Here is a 20757-nt window from a genome sequence, read left to right on the forward strand (position 1 = left end):
GTGCGGAGCCCGGTTGAGGGGGGCTGTCCCACAACGGCCGGTGGCGGATGTGGACGTCATGGCGATCCAGCGCGGGCACGTCCAGGATGTGCCGGCCGTCGGTGAGGTGGGCGGTGGCGGTGTTCCCGCGCCGGGCACGGTAGGCGGCGAGCACGATCTGCCCGTTGGCTCTGTTCACGAGAACCGACAGCACCTGTACACGAGTTTGGGAGGCATCGACGGCGCGTTGTGTTCGATATTCACGGAGAACCACACGGCCTGGGCGCAAGCCCCTCACATGCCCTTCGGCCGGATTTATGGGGGTGCGCACAGTGGCCCGTCCGGCGTCACTTGCCGCCGTAGACGGGGAACGCGCTGTGTTCGCCGTAGTCCACGCCGCGCAGGTCCCGCAGGACGTCCATGTCGGCGCCGGAGATCTCGAAGTCGACCTCGGCGTTGGAGCGCATGTGCTCGGGGTTGGCCGTCTTGGGCAGCGACACCGTGCCCAGTTGCAGGGTGTAGCGGATGCACAGCTGAGGGACGGACACGCCGTACTTCTGTGCCATCGCCTGGACCTCGGCGTTCGTCAGGATCGCGCCGTGGGCGATCGGCGAGTACGCCTCGACGAGGATCTGCTTGCTCTGGCAGTAGGCCAGCAGGTCGGAAGGGGTGTTGCCGGCGTGCACGAGCAGCTGGTTCACGTGCGGAACCACGCTCGCGCCTTGCAGGATGTTCTCCAGATCGTGCCGCTGGAAGTTGGAGACGCCGATAGAGCGGATCTTGCCAGCCCGGTGGGCGTCCTCCAGGGCACGCCATGCCTCGCGGTTGCCCTGGGCGTAGTCGCCGCCGCGGAAGTCGTCCCAGGGCTGTGGGCTGTGGATCAGCACGAGGTCGACGTGGTCCAGGCCCAGCGTGGTGAGGGAGCCGTCGATCGCGGCGATCGCCTGGTCGTAGTCCTTGATCTCGGCGGCGAGCTTGGTCGAGACGAACAGCTCGTCGCGAGGCTCCCCGCAGGAGCGTACGCCGTCGCCGACGCCGTGCTCGTTGCCGTATGCCTGGGCGGTGTCGATGTTGCGGTAGCCGATCCCGACGGCCGCACGCACCGCCTCGGCCGCCTTGTCGTCGTCGATGAACCAGGTGCCGAGCCCCAGCTTGGGGATCTCGACCCCGTTGGACAGTGTGTAGGTCTCGTCCAGGGCGGTCATTCGTGCGCTCCGTTCTGCGGCAGCTGCCCGTACGTCTCGTCGGTGACGGGCTCCAGCCATTCGTTGCTGACGTTCTCGCCCGGGGTGATGAAGGCGAGGTGGGAGAACCACGAGTCGGCCTTCGCACCGTGCCAGTGCTTTGTGCCCGCCGGGACGCGGACCACGGTGCCCGGCTCCATGCTGACGGGCTCCTCGCCCTCGGCCTGGTACCAGCCGCTGCCCGCCGTGCACAGCAGGATCTGGTCGCCGCCCCCGCCCGTGCCGTGGTGGATGTGCCAGTTGTTGCGGCAGCCCGGCTCGAAGGAGACGTTGCTGACGGGAACGCTCCCCGTGGCCAGCGGGGCCAGGTAGCTCTGGCCGGTGAAGTACTGCGCGTAGGCGTCGTTCTTCTCCCCGAGGGGGAAGATCTGGTCGAATTCGCCTGCGGTCATGGTGTTCTCTCCTCGTCGGTCTCGTACGGCCGGCTGGCCGTACCGGGTGTGTTGCGTCGCTCGCGCCGAAGGTCAGGCGGAACGCTCGTCGGCGATCTTCTTCAGCTGCGTGATCGCGGTCATCGCGTTGGGCCATCCGGCGTAGAACGCCAGATGCGTGATCGCCTCCGACAGCTCCTCCACACTGAGCCCGTTGTCCAGGGCAACACCGAGGTGGTAGCCGAGCTGCTCACTGCGGTAGAGCGCCGCCAGGACACTCACGGTCACCAGGCTGCGGTCGCGCGGCGACAGCCCGGGGCGCTCCCAGATGTCACCGAAGAGAACCTCGTCGGTGACCTCGACCAGCTTCGGGGCGATCGCGGCAAGCGCCTGGGGGGCGGACTGCTTCGGCATGAGAAAGGTCTCCTAGATCGAACGGGTGGACCAGGCTGGTTCCACAATGTGTCGGACCGGGCACCACGGCAGCCGCGGCAACTTGCTCCCGTACGGCTCCCGACCGCGCCGGCGGCCTGTGATATCGAGGAAACACCAGGTCAAGAAGGTGGAGAAGGGTCTGCTGTTACAGGTACCGACAGGACCCCCCACATTTGCCCCGCCCGGCTTAGCGTGGAAGGCATGAGTACCGAGAGCGACATCCGCGAGTTCCTGGCCTCCCGCCGCGCCAAGATCACCCCGCAGCAGGCCGGGCTGCCCGCCTACGGCGGCAACCGGCGCGTGCCCGGCCTGCGCCGCGAGGAAGTCGCCCTGCTCGCCGGCGTCAGCATCGACTACTACGTCCGCCTGGAGCGCGGCCACCTCGCCGGAGCCTCCGAAGAAGTCCTCGACGCGCTCGCGAACGCCCTCCAGCTCGACGACGCCGAACGCGCCCACCTGTACGACCTGGCCCGCGCCGCCGCCCACCGCCCCACCCGTCGCACCCGGCGCCCCCGCGGCCCCCTGCCCGACAGCGTGCTGCGCGTCCTGCGCTCCATGGACGACTGCCCGGCCTTCATCCGCAACGGCCGCCTCGACGTCCTGGCCACCAACCCCCTCGGCCGCGCCCTGTACAGCCCGCTCTACGCCACCGGCGCACGCGAACCGGTCAACATCGCCCGCTTCCAGTTCCTCGACCCCACCGGCCCCGACTTCTTCCCCCGCTGGGAGGAAGCCGTGAACACCACCGTCGCCCTGCTGCGTACCGAAGCCGGACGGGCCCCGCACGACACCGAGCTGACCGGGCTGATCGGCGAGCTCGTCACCCGCAGCGACGAGTTCCGCACCGCTTGGGCCAAGCACAACGTGCGCCTGCACCACACCGGCCGCAAAGCCTTCCACCACCCCGCCGTCGGCGAGATCACCCTCGACTTCGACGCCATGGAACTACCGGCCCTGCCGGGACTGACCCTGACCGCCTACAGCGCCGCCCCCGGCACCCCCGACCACGACACCCTGCGACTCCTCGCCACCTGGGCCGCCACCGAGCACGCCCCAGGTGCAGACGGACTCCCCGGCAAGTCGTCAACCGACACCACCACTGGCAGGCGCTGAGAACGCCGATCCGACAGCGCTCGTCGCGCCCGGCATCAGCGGACTGTTCGATTCCTGCAGTGAAGTCGAGTGCTGTCCAAACTCGTGTACAAGTGCTGTCGGTTCTCGTGAACAGAGCCAGCCCGTCCACGGGGCGCAGCCGCTGGACCGCGTCGCCGGGTGGATCAGCAGGACGCGGCTGACCTGGTCGGTGACGATCGCGGAGGCGGGAGAGGGCAGGTGGCTCTGCCTTTTAGGACGGTGGACGGACGTGTGTACGGCGCGGATCGGGGAGCGGTGATCAGTCCGTGCCGCCGCTCATCCGGCGCTGAAGTTCCCACAGTGACTGGAAGAGCCCCGGCTCCTGGGTGAGTTGGACGTAGGTGCCCTCCTGGATGATCCGTCCCTCGTCCAGGACCACGATACGGTCGGCGACGGCGACATTGGTGAGCCGGTGCGTGATCAGCAGGACGGCGCGGTCCTTGGCCAGTTCCCGCAGTCCGGAGAAGATCCTGTGCTCAGCACGGGCGTCAAGGGCGGCCGTGGGCTCATCCATCACCAACAGCGCCGCCTGCCGGTGGAAAGCGCGGGTGAGCACCAGTCGCTGCCACTGACCGCCGGAGAGCTGCTGCCCGCCGAACCACTCGCTGGTCAGAAGGGTGTTCAGGCCGGAGCGGAGGTTGGGGAGCATCTCTGCGGCGCCGGATGCCTCGCACGCGGCGAGCAGGGCTGCGTCGCTGGTATCGCCCTGCCCGAAGGTGATGTTGTCGCGCATCGTCAGCGGCAGATATGTGAACTTCTGCGGGACCAGGGCGACGTGCTTCCACGCCTCCCAGGGATCCAGTTCCGCCGTGGAGCCGTGGTCCCAGGCTACCTCGCCTTCGGTGGGCAGCAGCAGTCCGCACAGCAAGCGGGAGAGGGTGGACTTGCCGGAGCCGTTCTCCCCGACTAGGGCCACGATCTCGCCGCGCCGCACGTGGAGGGACACTCCGCTGAGGCTGCTCTTCGAGGCGCCGTCGTAGCGGTAGGTGACGTTGCGGACCTCGAAGCGTTCCGGGACCGCAGGGAGGGCTGTAGCGCCGCGGGAGTCGGTCATGGCCTGGCCGTGGGCATTGTCGAGGAAGTTCTGCCAGTCCTGCACGTACCAGCCAGTGCGCACCAGGCGGGCCCCGCCGTTGATGATGCCGCGCACCGAGCCGGTGGCCGTCTGGAGAGCGAAGACCGCGCCGCCTCCGGCTGCCAGGCTCATGCGGCCGGATGCCAGGAGCCACAGCAGGGCCGCCCATACCGCGATCGAAGCTACCCCGCCGGCGATAGCACCGGCCAGCCCCATCCACGCGCCCGTGTTCGCGGCCTTGCGCTCCGCCGCGTTAACCGAAGCGGCCAGCTTCCGGTACCGGCCGATCAGGAAGGGGCCGGCCAGACAGGCCCGCATCTCCTCGCTGGACTCCATGTACGCCATGTGCCAGCGCAGCTTGCCCAGCATCCGGCGCCGCCCGGAGGTCTCCAGGCCAGCGAGGTAGATCACCCGTGCCGACCGGACGTAGGCGGCGGCCTGCGGCAAGCACGCGAGGAAGAGAAGGGGAAGTAGCAGCGGGTGCAGAACGGTCAGGACGGCTGCGCCGGCCGCGAGCGTCGCGGTCGCCGAGAGCACGTCCTGTGCCTCTTCCACCAGGTCGGGGGTGACCTGGGCGCCGCGATCGGCGATGTCGTAGGCGTCGTTGTAGCCGGGCTTGTTGTTCGCGGCCAGTTCTGCGCCGAGCGCGGCCTCGATCATCGTCAGTTCCGCCGCCCGGCCGAGAACCGGCCGCAGACGCCCGGTCAGCCAGACGACCGTGATGCCCAGCAGTGCGCGCAGACCGGTGGCCGCAGCGATGACGGACAGCTGCGGGGCGGCGTCCCACAGCCGCTCGGCGATGTCGCCCGTGGAGATCAGCGCGGTGATCGTTCCCGTGACCGCCAGGAGGCCAAGGGCCGCGAGCACACCGGTTCCGACCTGGCACATTAGCCTCGTGAAAGCACGAGGCTAGAAGAGTCCGGCCTTCTTGGCCGAGTACGACACGAGGAGGTTCTTCGTCTGCTGGTAGTGGTCCAGCATCATCCGGTGGTTCTCACGGCCGATGCCCGACTGCTTGTATCCGCCGAACGCGGCGTGCGCCGGATAGGCGTGGTAGCAGTTCGTCCATACCCGGCCCGCCTGGATCGCGCGGCCCGCGCGGTAGGCGGTGTTCATGTCCCGGGTCCAGACGCCCGCGCCCAGTCCGTACAGCGAGTCGTTCGCAGTCTTCATCGCGTCGTCGAAATCGCTGAAGGACGTCACCGCGAGGACCGGGCCGAAGATCTCCTCCTGGAAGATCCGCATCCGGTTGTGGCCCTCGAAGATCGTGGGCTGTACGTAGTAGCCGCCGGCCAGTTCGCCGTCGTATTCGATCCGTTGGCCTCCGGTGAGGATCTTGGCGCCCTCCTGCTGCCCGATGTCGACATAGGAAAGGATCTTCTCCAACTGGTCGTTGGACGCCTGGGCGCCGATCATCGTGGCCGTGTCCAGGGGGTGGCCCGGGACGATCGCCTCCGTGCGGGCCACGCCGGCGGCGAGCAGGTCGCCGTAGTGGCCGTCCTGGATCAGGGCACGTGACGGGCAGGTGCACACCTCTCCCTGGTTGAGGGCGAACATGGCGAAGCCTTCCAGGGCCTTGTCGCGGAAGTCGTCGTCCATGGCCCAGACGTCGTCGAAGAAGATGTTCGGGCTCTTGCCGCCCAGCTCCAGCGTGACCGGCTTGATGTTCTCGGAGGCGTACTGCATGATCAGCCGCCCGGTCGTCGTCTCCCCGGTGAAGGCGACCTTGGCCACGCGCGGGCTGGACGCCAGCGGCTTGCCCGCCTCGACGCCGAAGCCGTTGACGATGTTGACCACACCAGGCGGCAGCAGGTCGGCGACGAGGCCGAGCCAGAGATGCAGCGAGGCCGGGGTCTGTTCGGCGGGCTTCAGCACCACGGCGTTGCCCGCCGCCAGTGCGGGCGCCAGTTTCCACGCGGCCATCAGCAGGGGGAAGTTCCACGGAATGATCTGCGCCACGACCCCGAGCGGCTCCTGGAAGTGGTACGCGACGGTGTCCTCGTCCAGTTCGCTGACGGACCCCTCCTGCGCGCGCAGGACCCCCGCGAAGTAGCGGAAGTGGTCGACGGCCAGCGGGAGGTCGGCGGCGAGGGTCTCCCGTACCGGTTTGCCGTTCTCCCAGCTCTCGGCGACCGCCAGCTCCTCCAGGTGCGCCTCCGTCCGGTCGGCGATCCGGTTCAGTACGGCGGCCCGCTCCGCGACCGGTGTCCTGGCCCATCCGGGTGCCGCGCCGTGTGCCGCGTCCAGTGCGCGTTCGACGTCCTCGGCCGTGCCCCGGGCGATCTCGGTGAAGGGACGGCCGTTGACCGGACTGGGATTCTCGAAGTACCGGCCGCGGGCCGGCGGGACGTACTCCCCGCCGATCCAGTGGTCGTAACGGGACGCGTACGAGACGATCGAGCCCTCGCTGCCGGGCGCTGCGTAACGGGTCATCTCTGTGCCCTCTCGGAGTCCGCGCCGCCCGCCGTCGGGCGGCGCCCGGGCCCCAAAGGCTAGAGAGCACAACGTTGCGACCGGGTTGCACGGGGCGGGTGTCACTCGTTCGGGTGGCGAAACCTCGGCGCCCCGCGGCCCGTCACGTCGACGCGTCCTCCTTGATCATGTCCGCGCACTTCTCGCCGATCATCATTGTCGTGATGCACGGATTCACGGTCGGCAGGAGCGGCATCACGGACGCGTCCGCCACCCGCAGCCCGGTCACCCCCTTCACCCTCAGCCGTGGGTCCAGCGGCGCGTCCGCGTCGTCCCGCGCGCCCATCCGCACCGTGCCCGCCGGGTGGTACACGGTGTTGTGGGTCTGCCGGATGTACTCGAGGAGTTCGTCGTCGGTCTGCGTCGCCCGCCCCGGCGCCAGTTCCGTACCCGCCCACTCGGCCAGCGGTGCCTGCGCCACGATCTCCCGGGCCAGCCGCAGCCCGAACGTCATTACCCGGATGTCGTGCTCATGAGTGAAGTAACGGGGATCGACCGCCGGCTTGTCCCGGAAGTCGCGGGTGCGCAGCCGGACCGTCCCCAGCGACCGCGCCCGGGTGACATTCGGTGTGAGACAGAAGGCGTTCTCCGAGGTGGGATAGCCACGGCGGTAGGTGTTCAGATCGAACGGCACGGATCCGTAGTGGAACATCAGGTCCGGCCGGTCCAGGCCCGGTTCGGTGGCGGCGAAGATCCCGATCTCCCACCACTGCGTGGAGGAGGTGACCATGGGCCGTTTCGCCTCCCACATGATCACGCCCTCCGGGTGGTCCTGGAGGTTCGAGCCGACGCCGGGGGAGTCCACTCGTACATCCACCCCGGTCTCCCGCAGGTGGCCGGCGGGGCCGATGCCCGAGAGCATCAGCAGCTTCGGCGAGTCGATGGCTCCGCAGCACACGACCACTTCGCGGCGGGCCGCCACCGTGCCGGTGTGGACCGTGTCGGGCCGCAGGTACTCGACGCCCACGCAGCGCCCGGTGTCGTCGAACACCAGGGCTCTGGCCTGGAGTCCGGTACGGATCTCCAGATTGGTCCGTCCGCCGATCAGCGGGTGCAGGTACGACACCGAGGCCGACGCCCGCGTACCGTCCTCGCGGGCGTTGATCTGGAACCAGTGCGCCCCGCGCACCACCGTCGTACCGGTGTTGAACGGTGTCACGGGAATCCCGGCCGCGGCACAGGCGTCAAGTACGGCCGTGCCGCACGGGTCGTCCGGCGGGACCGTACGGATGGTGACCGGCCCGGAGCGGCCGTGGTGGTCCCCGGGCGCGTCGTTGGTCTCCAGCCGTCGGTACAGCGGGAAGCAGTCCGCGGCGCTCCACCCCGTACACCCTCGTGCGGCCCATTCGTCGAGATCCTCGGCCGGGGCCCAGAAGGCGATGCAGGAATTGTGCGAGGAACACCCGCCGAGCACCTTGCCTCGGGCGTGCCTGAGGAAGCTGTTGCCGTTCTCCTGCGGCTCGACGGGATAGTCCCAGTCGTAGCCGGACTCCAGCAGGGCCATCCACCGGTCCAGCCGCAGGACGTTCCCGTCGCCGACGTCCGAGGGGCCTGCTTCCAGCACGCACACCGTGACGTCCGGATCCTCGGACAGCCGGGCGGCCACGACCGCCCCGGCGGTGCCGCCGCCGACCACGACGTAGTCGAAGGCGTGCGGTGAGTCTTCCGCTGACATCTCTGCTCCAGTCCTCGGGGCCGATGGGTCGACAGGGAACCGATAGGGCTTGGGAATCGAGGGAGGGGAGAGGCGAGGGGGTGCACAGCGACAAAGGTTCAGGGGGAGGCGGTGGGGGGCGGCTGTTCCCGGGCGGGCGGCTGCTGGGCGGAGGACCGGTGTGCCTCCAGCACGCCCGTCCGTTTGCGCTGGACGAGCCAGTAGTACGTGAAGCCGCCTCCGGCGACGATGCCGACGAAGAGGAACGCTCCCCAGCGCAGATACCAGTGGTGCGGGCCGGTCGCGTTGTAGACCTCGGGGCGCGGCCACGCGAGGTTGAGCGCCATCCCGATACCCCACAGCACGGCCAGGACGTTGACCGGCAGCCCGAGCCGGCCGAGCGAGAAGCGGCCCTCGGCCGGCCGCCAGGTGCCCCGCAGCCGCCGGATCATCAGGGGCGTGGTGACCAGCAGATAGGCCACGTAGATCATGATGATCGCGATGCTCGTGATGACCGAGAAGATCTGCGGCTGGTTGATGTTGAGGAGGAGGATGCAGACGGCGATCAGCCCGATGACGACAGCGGGGACCACGGGCGTCCCGAACCGCGGGCTCACCCGGGCCAGCAGCGAGGACGCCGGCAGGCAGTTGTCGCGGGACATCGCGAACGCAAGCCGGATACCGGCCGCGTGCACGGCCAGCGCGCAGACCGTGATGGCGACCACCACGCACCACAGCACGATCTGGCCGACGGTCGGGCCGAGCGTGGAGAGCACCACGTACTGGAGGCCGTCCACGACCAGCGCCTTGGCGTGCAGGTCGGGTACGGCCAGGAGGGCGAACAGCAGGATCAGCCCGCCGATGAGGAACGAGGCGATCAGCGCGCGCAGGATGGCGCGCGGCGCGTTGCGGCTGGGGTCGCGCGACTCCTCACCCAGCGAGGACGCCGTGTCGAAGCCGTACATGACGTACGCGGAGGCGAGCGAGGCGGTGAGGAAGGCGCCGAGGTAGCCGAGCGGCTGACCGGCGCCGTAGCCGTCCGTGCGCACGATCGCGGCGGGGCCGCGGGTGATGTGCGCGGCCAGCAGCAGGACCAGGACGACAGCCGCGATCAGCTCGATCATCACACCGGCGGAATTGATGCTCGCCATCAGCTTGACGCCGTAGGCGTTGACCAGCGTGGTGAAGAGGATCAGGACCGTGCCCAGCAGAACGGCGTTCTGTGCCGCGTCGGTGGGGCCGTGCCCGGTGCCGACGAACTGGAAGAAGGCGGAGATCTGCGGCAGTGTCACCTGGTAGGCGAGCGCGACGGCCGCGAGCGAGACCATGGTGGCCGTCGTCATCATCCAGCCGCCGAGCCAGCCGACATGGGGACCGCCGAGCTTCTTCGACCAGTTGTAGACCGAACCGGCGACGGGATAACTGGCGGCCAGCTCGCAGAAGCACAGGGCCACCATCAGCTGGCCGAGGAACACCATGGGCCAGGACCACCAGTAGGCCGGACCGGCGAATTTGACGCCGAAGTAGAAGAGCTGGAAGGTTCCGGTGAGGATGGAGATGTAGCTGATTCCGGCCGCGAAGGTGTGGAAATTGCCGAGGGTGCGCTTCAGTTCCGGTTTGTAGCCGAACGCTCTGAGCGACTCGTCGTCGTCAAGGTCCGAGGCTTGTCGGGCTTCCGCACGGGTCCGGCGGGCCCGGCGGGCTCGGCGGAGGTGCTCGTCGCCGCTGTCACGGCGGTCGTCCGGTGGGCCGGCCCTCTCCGGTGACCCGCCGGGCTCCTTCGGTGACCCGTCCGCCTCTTCCGGTGACCCGTCGGGCTCTTCCCGCGACCCGCCCGCGTCCGGCCCCCGCCTCACTCGAACCACCGTTGCGGCCGGGGCGCGAGGTTGCGCCACACGTGCTTGGCCTCCTGGTACTCCGCGAGCCCGGCCGGCCCCAGCTCACGGCCGAAGCCGGACTGCTTCATCCCACCCCACTCGGCCTGCGGCACGTAAGGCTGGAAGTCGTTGATCCATACGGTGCCGGCCCGGATCCGCGCGGCCACCCGGTGTGCCCGGCCGACGTCCTGCGACCACACCGCACCGGACAGGCCGTAGACCGTGTCGTTGGCGAGCAGGACCGCCTCCGCCTCGTCGCGGAACCGTTCGACCGTCAGGACGGGCCCGAAGGACTCGTCCCGTACGACCGTCATCTCCGGAGTGCACTCGTCCAGCACGGTCGGCAGGTAGTAGTAGCCGTCACGCAGCTCCGGGTCGTCCGGGCGCGCGCCGCCGCAGCGCAGCACGGCGCCCTCGGCGATTCCCGCCGCCACGTACGCCTCGATCTTGTCGCGGTGCGCGGCGGAGATCAGCGGTCCGGTACGGGCGTGCTCGTCGAACGGCCCGCCCAGGGGGATCACGCGCGCCCTGGCGACGACGTCCTCGACGAACGCGTCGTGCAGTTCGTCCTGTACGAGCAGCCGGGCGCCGGCGGAACAGACCTGCCCCGAGTGCAGGAACACCGCGGTCAGCGCGTAGTCGACGGCGGCCTCGTAGTCGGCGTCGGCGAAGACGACATTGGGGTTCTTGCCGCCCAGTTCCAGCGCCACCTTCTTCACGGTGGGGGCGGCAGCGGCCATGATCCGCCGGCCGGTGACCAGCCCGCCGGTGAACGACACCATGTCGACCCGCGGGTCCTCGGTGAGCGGCGCGCCGACGGCGGGACCGGTGCCGAGGACCAGGTTCGCGGTGCCGCCGGGGAGCCCGGCCTCCGTCAGCAGCCGCATCAGGAGGATCGCCGTATGCGGGGTCAGCTCGCTCGGCTTGAGGACGAAGGTGTTGCCGGCGCCGAGCGCCGGCGCGACCTTCCACGCGGTCTGCAGCAAGGGGTAGTTCCAGGGAGTGATCAGCGCGCACACCCCGACCGGCTCGTGCACCACCCGGCTGTCGATCCCCGGGTTTCCGGTGTCGACGATCCGGTCGGTGCCGCCCGCGGCGGTCAGGTTCCCGAAGTAACGGAAGCAGCTCGCGATGTCGTCCATGTCGTACTCGCTCTCCACGAGCCGCTTCCCGGTGTCCAGGGACTCGGCGCGGGCGAGCGCGGCCCTGTCGCGCTCCAGCAGGTCGGCGACGCGGAGCAGCAGCCGGCCGCGCTCCGCGGCCGGAGTGGCGGGCCACGGGCCCCGGTCGAAGGCGTCGCGGGCGGCGGCGACGGCCGCCGCGGCGTCCTTCGGCCCGCCCTCGTCCACGGCACCGGCCAGGGTGCCGTCCGCCGGGCAGCGGATCTCGCGCACCTGCCCACTGACGGCAGTGGTCCAGGTGCCGCCGATGAACAGCTCCGGCATGAGGGCTCCTCCTACTCGGGCGGTGCACCCGGGGCGGTCAGGCCGGTCGTACGGCCCGCGCGAGGGGTGCTCTATCCACCGACAGTAAGGAGATACGTCACGTTCCGCCTGCGGGAGGGCGGGCGGTACGCGGAAGGCGTTGCCGCGCGTCGAGTTCCTCGGCCCGCGCCCGCGCCGCCGGTCGCTGCGGTGCCGGGAGCGCGGCCGCGAGGGCCCGCCATACCGGCAGGTCGTCTTCGCCCCAAGGGCTGTACGCCCAGTCGGCCAGCAGCGTCGGGTCCTCCCGGGCGATCAGCGCCGCGCGCAACTGGTCGGCCAGCCGACGCCGCAGCCGTACGACGGCCGGGGCCCGCGAACCGGGCAGCAGCGGTCCCGCGTACGCGCCCATCGCGGAGGTCGTCGCCCCCGATGCCAGCAGCCGGACGACGGCGCCGTAGTCCGACTCGACGGACGGGGCCACCCGGTACGGGCGTGAGCGCAGCAGGCCGGGGCCGAGCAGCCCGCGCAGCCGGGAGAGCTCGGCGCGCAGGGTGACCGGGGTGACCGACTCGTCCTCGTACAGCTCCACCAGCAGTTCGTCGCCCGTGACACCCTCCGGGCGGAGCGCGAGCAGAGTCATGATCTCGCTGTGCCGACGGCTCAGGCGGACCGTACGCCCGCCCGCCCGCAGCAGCGCCTCGTCACGGCCGAGGACAGTGAGCCGTACGGAACCCGGCTCGGGCGCCGGGTCGAGCAGCGCCAGGTGCGACTCGGCCGCCCGCGCCACCGCGCCGACGAATCCCAGGCTGTGCGGGTGGGCCAGCCGGTCTCCGCCGGTGATGTCGACCGCGCCCAGCAGCCGTCCCGTCCGGGGGTCGTGCACGGGCGCCGCCGCACAGGTCCAGGGGTGCGCCGGCCGCTGGAAGTGCTCGGCGGCGAAGACCTGCACGGGCCGGTCGACCGCGATCGCCGTGCCGGGCGCGTTGGTGCCGGTGACGGCCTCCGCCCAGCAGGCCCCGGGGACGAAGTTCATCCGGTCCGCCTGCCGTCGGGTCGCGCGGTGACCTTCGACCCAGAGCAGCCTGCCGTGCGCGTCGCACACCGCCATCAGATGGCGGCCGTCCAGCGCGTACGCGCCCATCAGCTCACGGAACAGGGGCATGGCCCCGGCCAGCGGATGGGCGTCCCGGTAAGCGGCCAGCTCGTCGTCGGACAACTCCACCCGGGCCATGTCCTCCCGGCCGACCCGGGCACGGACCGAACGGCGCCAGGAATCCGCCACCACCGTCCGTACGGGACGCTCCACCCGACCCGTCGACGCGAAGGACTCGTACGCCCTGTGCAGCGCGCCCCGGCGCCGCACGGGGTCGGCGCCCGCTTCCAGGGCCACCCACGAGCCGGTCAACCGCGCCTCCCCGGTCGGATGCCGCCGGACACGGCCCCATCCTCGCGCCGGCTCTCGCGGCCGGGCAAGCGTTTCGTCCCGTCCGCCGGTGCTCTTCTTGTCCCGTCCGCTTGTCCCGTCCGCGCTGTCAGCTCCGTTCCGTCGGCGGTACCGGCTCCGTCGGTTCCGTCAGCGTCCGTTGCTCTGTCGATCCCGCCGATCCCGCCCATTCCGCCAGGACGGTCGCGGGATCCGGGCCGCCCGCCCCCGCCGGGGCCCAGCGCCCGTGTTCCTCACGATACGGCCACCAGCGCCCGTCGTGGCCGAGGCGCAGCTGGAAGGGAGCGCCGGCCAGGGTCCAGCGGCCGCTGCCCGACTCGGCCCACGCGTCCGCCCGCCCGGCACCCGCCGTCACCTCCTCCCAGGCCGCGCCGAGCGACGCCCGCGCGCGGGTCAGCGCCTCCGGCCCCAGGGGTGGCTCCTCTTCCTCCAGGACGGCCAGGGCCGCCGCGCCTCCGTGGTTCCAGGCCCGTACCGCCAGGTCCAGGTCGGCCGGCTCGCGGCCGCTGCCCGCGGCCAGCCGGGCCGCGAGGGCGGACGTGAGACGGGCGCCCGAGGTGGCGGCGAGCCGCACCGCGTCCTGACGCGATGACAGGTCCGATTCCACCGGCGTCCGCTCATGCCCCGGGGACAGCGCCTCCGACAGCAGGCGCAGCGCCCGCCCCGCCGCGTCCGCCGCCAACAGCTCGAGCGCATCGACATCGACTTCAGGGGGCGGCGCGGTTCCGGTGGCGAGGGCGGGGGGCTGTCCGGGCCCGGCGGGTAGCCCCGGGGGAGCGGGCAGCGGCGCGGGCGAGGCGTCCCGTGCGAAGGCGGCCGCGACCGGTACGCCGGCCGGGTCCCCGGGGCGCGCCACGTCCGGCTCCGTCGCCCCGGCCGGGGCGGTGGCGCGGCCGGCGCTCCGGGCCTGCAACTCCGCGAGGAGCCGGGGCTCCCCGCGTCCGCGCAGCAACAGCAGGACGAACGGGTCCTCGTCCAGCAGCCGCGCCACCTGGTAGCAGAGCGCGGCCGAGTGCGGACAGTGGTCCCACGCACCGCAGGCGCACTCCGCGTCCAGGTCGCCGATGCCGGGCAGCAGATCGATTCCGGCGTCTGCCGCGTCCTCCACCAGGTGAGGTGGCATCTCCTGGTCCAGCAGCGCCGCGACATGACCCGCCCGGTCGGCCGCCATGTCCAGGAAGCGTTCCCACTCCCCCTCGCCCAGCGGCCGCCACAGCACGTCGCTGCGGCGCGCGGTGCCGTCCGGGTCCCGTACGACCGCGGTGACCCGGCCGGGGCGTACCGACACGGCGCCGACCGCGCCCGCCCTGGCGTGCCGCCGCCCCCTCTTCAGCTGCTCGCCGTCCAGCGCGGTGTCCTCCAGCGCCTTCAGCCAGGCCCGGCCCCACCAGGTCCGGGCGAAGGCGCGCCCGCGGGCGGGCGGCAGCGCGGCGAAGACGCGCTCGGTGTCGTCGTGCCCGTGGTTCATCGGATGCTCCCTCGCAGCTCCACGAGATCCGCCAGTTCGGCGTCGGTCAGTTCGGTGAGGGCCGCCTCGCCGGAGCCGAGCACCGCGTCGGCCAGTTCCCGCTTGCGGGCCAGCATGGCGGCGACGCGGTCCTCGATCGTGCCCTCGGTGATCATCCGGTGCACCTGCACGGGCCGGTCCTGGCCGATGCGGTACGCGCGGTCCGTCGCCTGTGCCTCTACGGCGGGGTTCCACCAACGGTCGAAGTGCACGACGTGCTCGGCGCGGGTCAGGTTCAGCCCGGTGCCCGCGGCCTTCAACGAGAGCAGGAAGACCGGCACCTCACCGCTCTGGAACCGGTCGACCATGGCCTCGCGCTCGGCGACCGGGGTCCCGCCGTGCAGGCAGAGAGCGGGTACGCCGCGCTGCTCCAAGTGCAGCGCGAGCAGCCGCGCCATCTGTACGTACTGGGTGAAGACCAGGACGCTCGCCCCCTCGGCGAGGATCGTGCCGAGCAGTTCGTCCAGCAGCTCCAGTTTCCCGGAGCGGCCGACCAGCCGGGGCTGTTCCTCCTTGAGGTACTGCGCCGGGTGGTTGCAGATCTGTTTGAGCGCCGTGAGCAGGGTGACGATCAGCCCCCGCCGTTCCATGCCGCCCGACGCGCCGATCGCCGCGAGGGTCTCCCTCACCACCGCCTCGTACAGGCCCGCCTGTTCCGCGGTGAGGGAGACGGCACGGTCGGTCTCGGTCTTCGGCGGCAGCTCGGGCGCGATTCCCGGGTCGGACTTGCGGCGGCGCAGCAGGAAGGGACGGACCAGCGCGGCGAGCCGCTCGGCCGCGGCCGGGTCGCCGCCGCCCTCGATCGCCCGCGCGTAGCGGCCGCGGAAGGTACCGAGCCGGCCGAGCAGTCCGGGCGTCGTCCAGTCGAGGATCGCCCACAGCTCGGAGAGGTTGTTCTCCACGGGCGTGCCGGAGAGCGCCACCTTCGCCCGGCCACCGATCAGGCGCAGCTGCCTGGCGGTGGCGGAGTACGGATTCTTGATGTGCTGCGCCTCGTCGGCGACCACCAGGCCCCAGTCCGTCCTGGCGAGCGTGGCCGCGTCGAGCCGCATGGTGCCGTACGTGGTGAGGACGAACTCGCCTGCCGCCGGTGTCGCGAGATCACGCCCGGCGCCGTGGTAGCGCCGTACGGGAGTGCCCGGCGCGAACCGCTCTATCTCGCGTTGCCAGTTGCCCAGCAGGGACGCCGGACAGACCACCAGGGTCGGCCCGGCCGTGGGACCGTGCCCGGAGTCCGGGAGGGCGGTGGGGAGGTGCTCGCCGGCCGGGTCTTCGCCCTGCCGGTGCAGGTGCAGTGCGATGAGGGTGATGGTCTTGCCCAGTCCCATGTCGTCCGCGAGGCAGCCGCCGAGGCCGAGTGAGGTCATGCGGTGCAGCCAGTTCAAGCCCCGGAGCTGGTAGTCGCGCAGCGTGGCGGCGAGCCCGGCCGGCTGTCCGATCCCGGCGAACGAGTCGTCGGGCCCGTCGGCGCCTTCCGGGGCGGTGATACGGTCCCGCAGCCGCGCGAGCGGTCCGGAGGCCCGGACCTCCACCCGCTCCCCGTCGATCTCGGTGGATCCGGTCAGGACGGCGCTGAGCGCGTCGATCGGGGTGAGCGAGCGGTCCGTGCGCCTGTCCTCCTGGTCACGGGCGCGCCGGGCCCGCGCGGGATCGACGAGCACCCACTGGTCCCGCAGGCGCACCAGAGGCCGGCCGGCCTCTGCGAGCCGGTCCAACTCGGCGCGGCCGAGCCGGTGGTCGCCCAGCGCGAACTGCCAGTGGAAGGTGAGGAGGGAGTCGGCCGAGAGGAACGGGGGCAGATGAGTTCCGGATGCTGCCTGTCCCGCGGGGCCCTGCGGATCGGTGGGTTCCTGGTACGGCGTGTCGGGCGCGCCAGGTGCCTGCTGTGTGAGCGGCGTGTCGCCTGTGACGTGTGTTCCGGGCGCGCTGGGAGACGGGCCGATGACGGCGCGGGCCGTGAACGTACGGACCAGTTCCCGGGGCCAGTGCACCTGGACGCCGAGCGCGCCGAGCGCCTCGGACGCGCGGCCCAGCAGTTCGGTGATCTCGTCGTCCGCGAGGTCGACGGCGTCCGGTACGGCGGCGGAGAGAAGCGGGCCGAGCGCCGGCCAGACGCGGGCCGCGCGGCGCAGGGCCAGCAGGGCGTCCCGGCGGGCGCGCGGGCCGAAAACCGTACCGGTGGCCGCCCCGGACCATACGTCGGCGGCGTCGGCGACCACCGAGGGGTCGAGCACGCTGTGCATCTGGAGGACGGCCCGGAACGCGGGTCCGGGGGGCCGGGCCGTTGCCGGGGCGTCCTTCGCCCGGGGCCGCCGCGGACGGTCCTCGGGCGCGCACTCGGCGGCGGTCAGACCGGACACCTCGATGCGCAGCGAGAGACGTACGCCGGACTCGGTCGTGGCGGAGACGTCCGCGACCCAGTCACGTACCACGGCCAGGTGCGACGGGGCGGGGCGGCGCACCGGTGCGGCGGCGAAGGCCGGACCCGCCGCGACGAGCGGTGCGGCGGGCGTCCTGGGCAGCCCGTCCACGACCGCGTCGACGAACGACCTCAGCAGTCGCTCGGGGGCGGGCAGGAGAAGGGACCGCGGCGGTGCGGTGCCGAGCGGGACACTGTGCGCCACGGCCGGCATCGCCGCCGCGAGCAGGCGGACGCGCTCCTGGTCCTCGGCGGTGAGCGGGCCCGCCCGCCATGCGTCGTGGTCCGTGCCGGAGAGATCCGGCAGCAGCTTTCCGTCGGCGGCGATCCGCAGCGCGAGCAGGGCGGCCGCACCCCAGAAGGCGGTGGACGGGGAAGCGTCGGGCGCCAGGCGCGCCCTGGTGAGGAGGGGCAGGGCGGTGGCGGTCGGGACCAGCAGCGCCTCAATCGTGCGGGTGTCGCCGTCGGGGCCGGCGGCGACCGTCAGTTCGCCCACCGCGCTCCGGTCCGTGGCGGCGGGGAGGTCGGGAGCCCCGGTGCCGTCCGGACGCCAGAAGGCGACCCTGCCGGTCCTGGCCGGATCCGAGGGGAGGAAAGCGGTGGAGCAGCGGGCGAGGTCGGTGACGCCGGTCGGTGGGCCGGCGAAGGAACCGTGGGAGCTGTGAGAAGGGCGGTGACGGTGGTGATGGGGCACAGCGAGGTCACATTCTTCAAGTTTGACTAGTGGGCGCGGCCGCCGAGGGTACCTCATGGCCCGCTCGAGCGGGCACCGGACAGGCGGCCGACTTGAGTGGGCACCTGTGGTCGATCCACGGGCACGTCAGGGCCGGCGGCGCGAGGGTGGCAACCGGATTTTCCGGGACCCAGGGGTGTGGTCAACCCCACCTCCGGTCAACGGGAAACCCCACCGGATCCGGGTGGTGACCTCATGGTGGCGGGGTGTTGACCGAACGTACGTTTTGGGAGGTCAAGCGCATTCCGCGTGACCTGGTGCCGAGAGGGGCACCAGCCTCAGCCGCCGCCGCGGCGGCCCGGAGACCGGAGACCGTGATGCCCCGAACCGCCCCTGCTCCCACCGCGGAGTTCGTACCCACGCCTGCGGAGCCCGCTTTGGCGCCTTCTCCGGAGACCGCACTCCCTGCGGGGGCCGTGCCCGCTGCCGAGCCCGCGCCCGCTGCCGTGCGCGGCGGTCGCGGAAGCGAATTCGCACCGCTGCTGCGGATGGTGAGGGAGCAGGGTCTCCTGGAGCGCCGAGCCGGGTGGTACGCCCGGGGTATCACGGTCAATCTGCTCATCCTGGCCGTGATCACCGTCGGACTGGTGCTGCTGGGGCCCTCCTGGTGGTCGCTGCTGTTGGCGCCTCCGCTGGCCCTCGTCTCGGCGCGCATGGCCTTCGTCGCGCACGACGCGGGGCACGGGCAGATCACCGCCGACCGGGGCACCGGCCGGCTCGTCCAGCTCGTCCACGCGAATCTGCTGCTCGGCATGAGCCAGGAGTGGTGGAACGACAAGCACAACCGCCACCACGCCAATCCGAACCACATCGACAAGGACCCGGACGTCGCCGCGGACATCCTGGTCTTCGCCCAGCACCAGACAGAGGGGCGGTCGGGGCTGAGAGGCTGGCTCACCCGCCATCAGGCATGGCTGTTCTTCCCGCTGACCACCCTGGAGGGCATCGCCCTGAAGGTGTACGGCTTCCAGGCGGTCTTCTCCCGGAAGGACAACCGCATGCCCGGGCGGCGGCGCATACGGGAAGGGCTGTTGCTCGTGACCCATGTCGTGGGCTATCTCGCGCTGCTGCTGACCACCCTGACCGTCGCGCAGGCGATCGTGTTCGCCCTGATCCATCAGATGCTCCTCGGCCTTCACCTCGGAATGTCCTTCGCGCCCAACCACAAGGGCATGGAGATGCCCGATCCGGAGCGGAGCGCGGCCTGGGGGCATCTGCGCCGACAGGTCCTCACTTCGCGGAACATCCGCGGCGGCGCGGTCACCGACTGGTTCCTCGGCGGGTTGAACTACCAGATCGAGCACCACCTCTTCCCCAGCATGCCGCGCCCCCACCTGCGCCTCGCCCAGCCGCTGGTCCGGGCCCACTGCGCCCGGCTCGGAGTGCCGTACACGGAGACGGGCCTGATCGACTCGTACCGGCAGGCCCTCGGGCATCTGCACGAGGTCGGCGAACCGCTGCGCGTCGGCGCATAGTGGAACTGACGGACTCCCGTGCGCGTTCACCGGTGAGGAAGCGGCACGGGCCGCGGAGGAGGCGTCGAGATGTCGACAAGAGCGAAGATCGCCATCGGGGGAGTGGCCGTCGGCCTACTTCTGATTCCGCTGATCGGATTCTGGTTCGCGCTGCTGGTGGTGCTCGGAGTGCCGACGGTGGCGTATCTGATGCTCGACCCGTCGCAGCGCAAGAGGCTGCGCCGGATCAGCCGTAAGGAACTCGGCCGCTGAGGTACCGGCTCGGCCCTCCTGGGAGCCGGGAGTGGCGCGGGCGTCGGCCCGGCCGCCGCGTATGCGACGGTCGGGAGTACGCGTCGCGGCGCGCACGGGCCGAGGCGGACGCGCCCGTCGTCGCAGGAGAACGCGGCTGCCTCCCGGCGGGCCGCCGGGATGGCTTGTGCCCGGTGGCCCGGCGATCGCGGTGGCCGGATCGTTCCGTGCCTCTCAGGCGGCCGGCAGGCCGAGCAGGCTGCGCGCCACGGTTTGCGGCGACTCGTCACGCTCCCGGGCGAGCGCGATGACCGCGCGGCAGGCGAGTTCGCTCACCCCGAAGGAGAGCGCCTCGGGGGAGACCCAGCTCGCGGCCTCGTCGATCCGCTGCTGGTCGTCGTCCGCGCATGCCGACACGTAATCGGCGGCGGCCTCGAAGATGTTGTGCTGCCGCGCTCGGGGCCGCTCCGCGACCGTTGCGGCGGCCTTCGTGGGCACCACGATGCTGCGGAGTCTGTCGAACACCGGGATCACCTTCCCTCCACTGCCCGGCGAGGCACGGACCTCGGCTGACGTCCGGGGTCACTCTTCCAACGTACGGTTGGTGAGCTCCGGGCAGAAGAGGGTCTGTTTTTCGCCCGCGTGGAGGGCCTCGCTCCGACGGCTCACCCCTGCCGGGTGGCCAGGGCCAGGAAGCGGGAATCCTCGTCGGTGTACACGTCGAGCCGCCAGCCGGAGCCGGCCAGCAGGGGGCGCAGATTGCTTTCGGCACGCACGTCGTCGTCCGTGATCCGCCGGCCCTGCCGGGCGGCGAGCGCCGCCCGGCCCACGGGATGGAAGAGCGCCAGCAGGCCGCCCGGCCGTACCACTCGAGCCAGTTCCCTCAGATTGTCGGCGGGAAGCGGCAGGTGGGAGATCAGCCCGGCACCGAACACGGCGTCCAGCGTGTCCGAGCGCACGGGCAGCCGTCGTACATCGGCCAGCAGCAGCGGACCGCTGCCCCGGCGCCCGGCCCGTACGGCCGCCCGGAGCATCTCCGGAGTCAGATCGACCCCGAGCACCGTGCCCCGGGGGCCCACGGCCTCCCGCAGGGCGGGCAGTGCCCGGCCCGTGCCGCACCCCGCGTCCAGGACCGCGTCGCCGGGGCGGAGCCCGAGCGCGGCCACTGCCGCGGCGTAGGCGGGGCCGTCGTCGGGGAAACGCGTGTCCCAGCCGGCCGCCCGGACGCCGAAGAATTCCCGTACTCGGGTGTGGTCATGGTCCATGGACCCATGATCCCCCCA

General features: G+C 71.5%; 15 protein-coding genes and 1 pseudogene. 3 read left to right on the forward strand and 13 right to left on the reverse strand.

The features are described from left to right. Positions 1 to 326 precede the first annotated feature (326 nt). The 3 genes from IG02_RS0105840 to IG02_RS0105850 form a co-directional block, all read right to left on the reverse strand. Positions 327 to 1184 (reverse strand): aldo/keto reductase, encoded by an 858-nt coding sequence (locus tag IG02_RS0105840; protein ID WP_030742601.1) that lies wholly within the window; start codon positions 1182 to 1184, stop codon positions 327 to 329. Continuing rightward, positions 1181 to 1615 (reverse strand): cupin domain-containing protein, encoded by a 435-nt coding sequence (locus tag IG02_RS0105845; RefSeq protein ID WP_030742603.1) that lies wholly within the window; start codon positions 1613 to 1615, stop codon positions 1181 to 1183. The genes IG02_RS0105840 and IG02_RS0105845 overlap by 4 nt, the downstream gene beginning before the upstream one ends. A gap of 72 nt (positions 1616 to 1687) precedes the next feature. Continuing rightward, positions 1688 to 2008: a carboxymuconolactone decarboxylase family protein gene (locus IG02_RS0105850; RefSeq protein ID WP_030742605.1), complete on the reverse strand. Its 321-nt coding sequence runs from the start codon at positions 2006 to 2008 to the stop codon at positions 1688 to 1690. A 222-nt stretch (positions 2009 to 2230) separates the two neighbouring features. Here IG02_RS0105850 and IG02_RS0105855 point away from each other — a divergent pair, with 222 nt between their 5' ends. Next, the gene (locus tag IG02_RS0105855; RefSeq protein WP_037802394.1) at positions 2231 to 3142 is read left to right on the forward strand and encodes a helix-turn-helix transcriptional regulator; all 912 of its coding nucleotides are present in this window, start codon (positions 2231 to 2233) and stop codon (positions 3140 to 3142) included. Positions 3143 to 3422: 280 nt separating this feature from the next. On the opposite strand, the pseudogene IG02_RS0105860 reads toward IG02_RS0105855, so the two are convergent. The 8 genes and pseudogenes from IG02_RS0105860 to IG02_RS0105895 all read right to left on the reverse strand — a co-directional run. Continuing rightward, positions 3423 to 5129, reverse strand: a pseudogene (locus IG02_RS0105860) (ATP-binding cassette domain-containing protein); the annotation flags it as partial. Positions 5130 to 5147: 18 nt separating this feature from the next. Further along, complete coding sequence (locus tag IG02_RS0105865; protein WP_030742611.1) at positions 5148 to 6671, reverse strand: aldehyde dehydrogenase family protein; 1524 nt, start codon at positions 6669 to 6671, stop codon at positions 5148 to 5150. Positions 6672 to 6813: 142 nt separating this feature from the next. Continuing rightward, positions 6814 to 8385, reverse strand: coding sequence for a GMC family oxidoreductase (locus tag IG02_RS0105870; RefSeq protein ID WP_030742613.1), 1572 nt, complete (start codon positions 8383 to 8385; stop codon positions 6814 to 6816). A 98-nt stretch (positions 8386 to 8483) separates the two neighbouring features. Then, entirely contained in the window at positions 8484 to 10220 is a 1737-nt protein-coding gene (locus tag IG02_RS0105875; RefSeq protein WP_234314619.1) for an APC family permease, read from the reverse strand. Continuing rightward, positions 10217 to 11686 (reverse strand): aldehyde dehydrogenase family protein, encoded by a 1470-nt coding sequence (locus tag IG02_RS0105880; protein ID WP_030742617.1) that lies wholly within the window; start codon positions 11684 to 11686, stop codon positions 10217 to 10219. The genes IG02_RS0105875 and IG02_RS0105880 overlap by 4 nt, the downstream gene beginning before the upstream one ends. A 97-nt stretch (positions 11687 to 11783) precedes the next feature. Further along, a complete protein-coding gene (locus IG02_RS0105885) occupies positions 11784 to 13070 on the reverse strand; it encodes a GAF domain-containing protein (RefSeq protein ID WP_051764508.1) in 1287 nt (428 codons plus the stop codon). A 127-nt stretch (positions 13071 to 13197) separates the two neighbouring features. Next, a complete protein-coding gene (locus tag IG02_RS0105890; protein ID WP_063756731.1) occupies positions 13198 to 14577 on the reverse strand; it encodes a hypothetical protein in 1380 nt (459 codons plus the stop codon). Next, on the reverse strand, positions 14574 to 17786 hold the full coding sequence (locus IG02_RS0105895) for a DEAD/DEAH box helicase (protein ID WP_078854238.1): 3213 nt from the start codon (positions 17784 to 17786) through the stop codon (positions 14574 to 14576). The genes IG02_RS0105890 and IG02_RS0105895 overlap by 4 nt, the downstream gene beginning before the upstream one ends. 470 nt (positions 17787 to 18256) lie before the next feature. Here IG02_RS0105895 and IG02_RS0105900 point away from each other — a divergent pair, with 470 nt between their 5' ends. Beyond that, positions 18257 to 19243 carry an acyl-CoA desaturase gene (locus IG02_RS0105900; RefSeq protein WP_420707724.1) on the forward strand — a complete coding sequence of 329 codons (987 nt, stop codon included), beginning with the start codon at positions 18257 to 18259 and terminating at the stop codon, positions 19241 to 19243. Between the two features lie 69 nt (positions 19244 to 19312). Then, the gene (locus tag IG02_RS0105905; protein ID WP_030742630.1) at positions 19313 to 19495 is read left to right on the forward strand and encodes a hypothetical protein; all 183 of its coding nucleotides are present in this window, start codon (positions 19313 to 19315) and stop codon (positions 19493 to 19495) included. A gap of 213 nt (positions 19496 to 19708) precedes the next feature. Here the strand turns inward: IG02_RS0105905 and IG02_RS0105910 are convergent, their stop codons facing one another. Beyond that, positions 19709 to 19978 (reverse strand): hypothetical protein, encoded by a 270-nt coding sequence (locus tag IG02_RS0105910; RefSeq protein ID WP_051764597.1) that lies wholly within the window; start codon positions 19976 to 19978, stop codon positions 19709 to 19711. A 161-nt stretch (positions 19979 to 20139) separates the two neighbouring features. Beyond that, complete coding sequence (locus IG02_RS0105915) at positions 20140 to 20739, reverse strand: class I SAM-dependent methyltransferase (RefSeq protein ID WP_030742635.1); 600 nt, start codon at positions 20737 to 20739, stop codon at positions 20140 to 20142. Positions 20740 to 20757: the final 18 nt, after the last annotated feature.

It is taken from the genome of Streptomyces sp. NRRL F-5135 (genome assembly GCF_000719775.1).
GTDB classification, from domain to species: Bacteria; Actinomycetota; Actinomycetes; order Streptomycetales; family Streptomycetaceae; genus Streptomyces; species Streptomyces hebeiensis.

Bases quoted from the DNA above. Each gene is read 5' to 3' on its own strand.
- IG02_RS0105840 (WP_030742601.1), bottom strand. From the start codon at position 1,184: ATGACCGCCCTGGACGAGACCTACACACTGTCCAACGGGGTCGAGATC.
- IG02_RS0105845 (WP_030742603.1), bottom strand. From the start codon at position 1,615: ATGACCGCAGGCGAATTCGACCAGATCTTCCCCCTCGGGGAGAAGAAC.
- IG02_RS0105850 (WP_030742605.1), bottom strand. From the start codon at position 2,008: ATGCCGAAGCAGTCCGCCCCCCAGGCGCTTGCCGCGATCGCCCCGAAG.
- IG02_RS0105855 (WP_037802394.1), top strand. From the start codon at position 2,231: ATGAGTACCGAGAGCGACATCCGCGAGTTCCTGGCCTCCCGCCGCGCC.
- IG02_RS0105865 (WP_030742611.1), bottom strand. From the start codon at position 6,671: ATGACCCGTTACGCAGCGCCCGGCAGCGAGGGCTCGATCGTCTCGTAC.
- IG02_RS0105870 (WP_030742613.1), bottom strand. From the start codon at position 8,385: ATGTCAGCGGAAGACTCACCGCACGCCTTCGACTACGTCGTGGTCGGC.
- IG02_RS0105880 (WP_030742617.1), bottom strand. From the start codon at position 11,686: ATGCCGGAGCTGTTCATCGGCGGCACCTGGACCACTGCCGTCAGTGGG.
- IG02_RS0105890 (WP_063756731.1), bottom strand. From the start codon at position 14,577: ATGAACCACGGGCACGACGACACCGAGCGCGTCTTCGCCGCGCTGCCG.
- IG02_RS0105895 (WP_078854238.1), bottom strand. From the start codon at position 17,786: ATGAGGTACCCTCGGCGGCCGCGCCCACTAGTCAAACTTGAAGAATGT.
- IG02_RS0105900 (WP_420707724.1), top strand. From the start codon at position 18,257: ATGGTGAGGGAGCAGGGTCTCCTGGAGCGCCGAGCCGGGTGGTACGCC.
- IG02_RS0105905 (WP_030742630.1), top strand. From the start codon at position 19,313: ATGTCGACAAGAGCGAAGATCGCCATCGGGGGAGTGGCCGTCGGCCTA.
- IG02_RS0105915 (WP_030742635.1), bottom strand. From the start codon at position 20,739: ATGGACCATGACCACACCCGAGTACGGGAATTCTTCGGCGTCCGGGCG.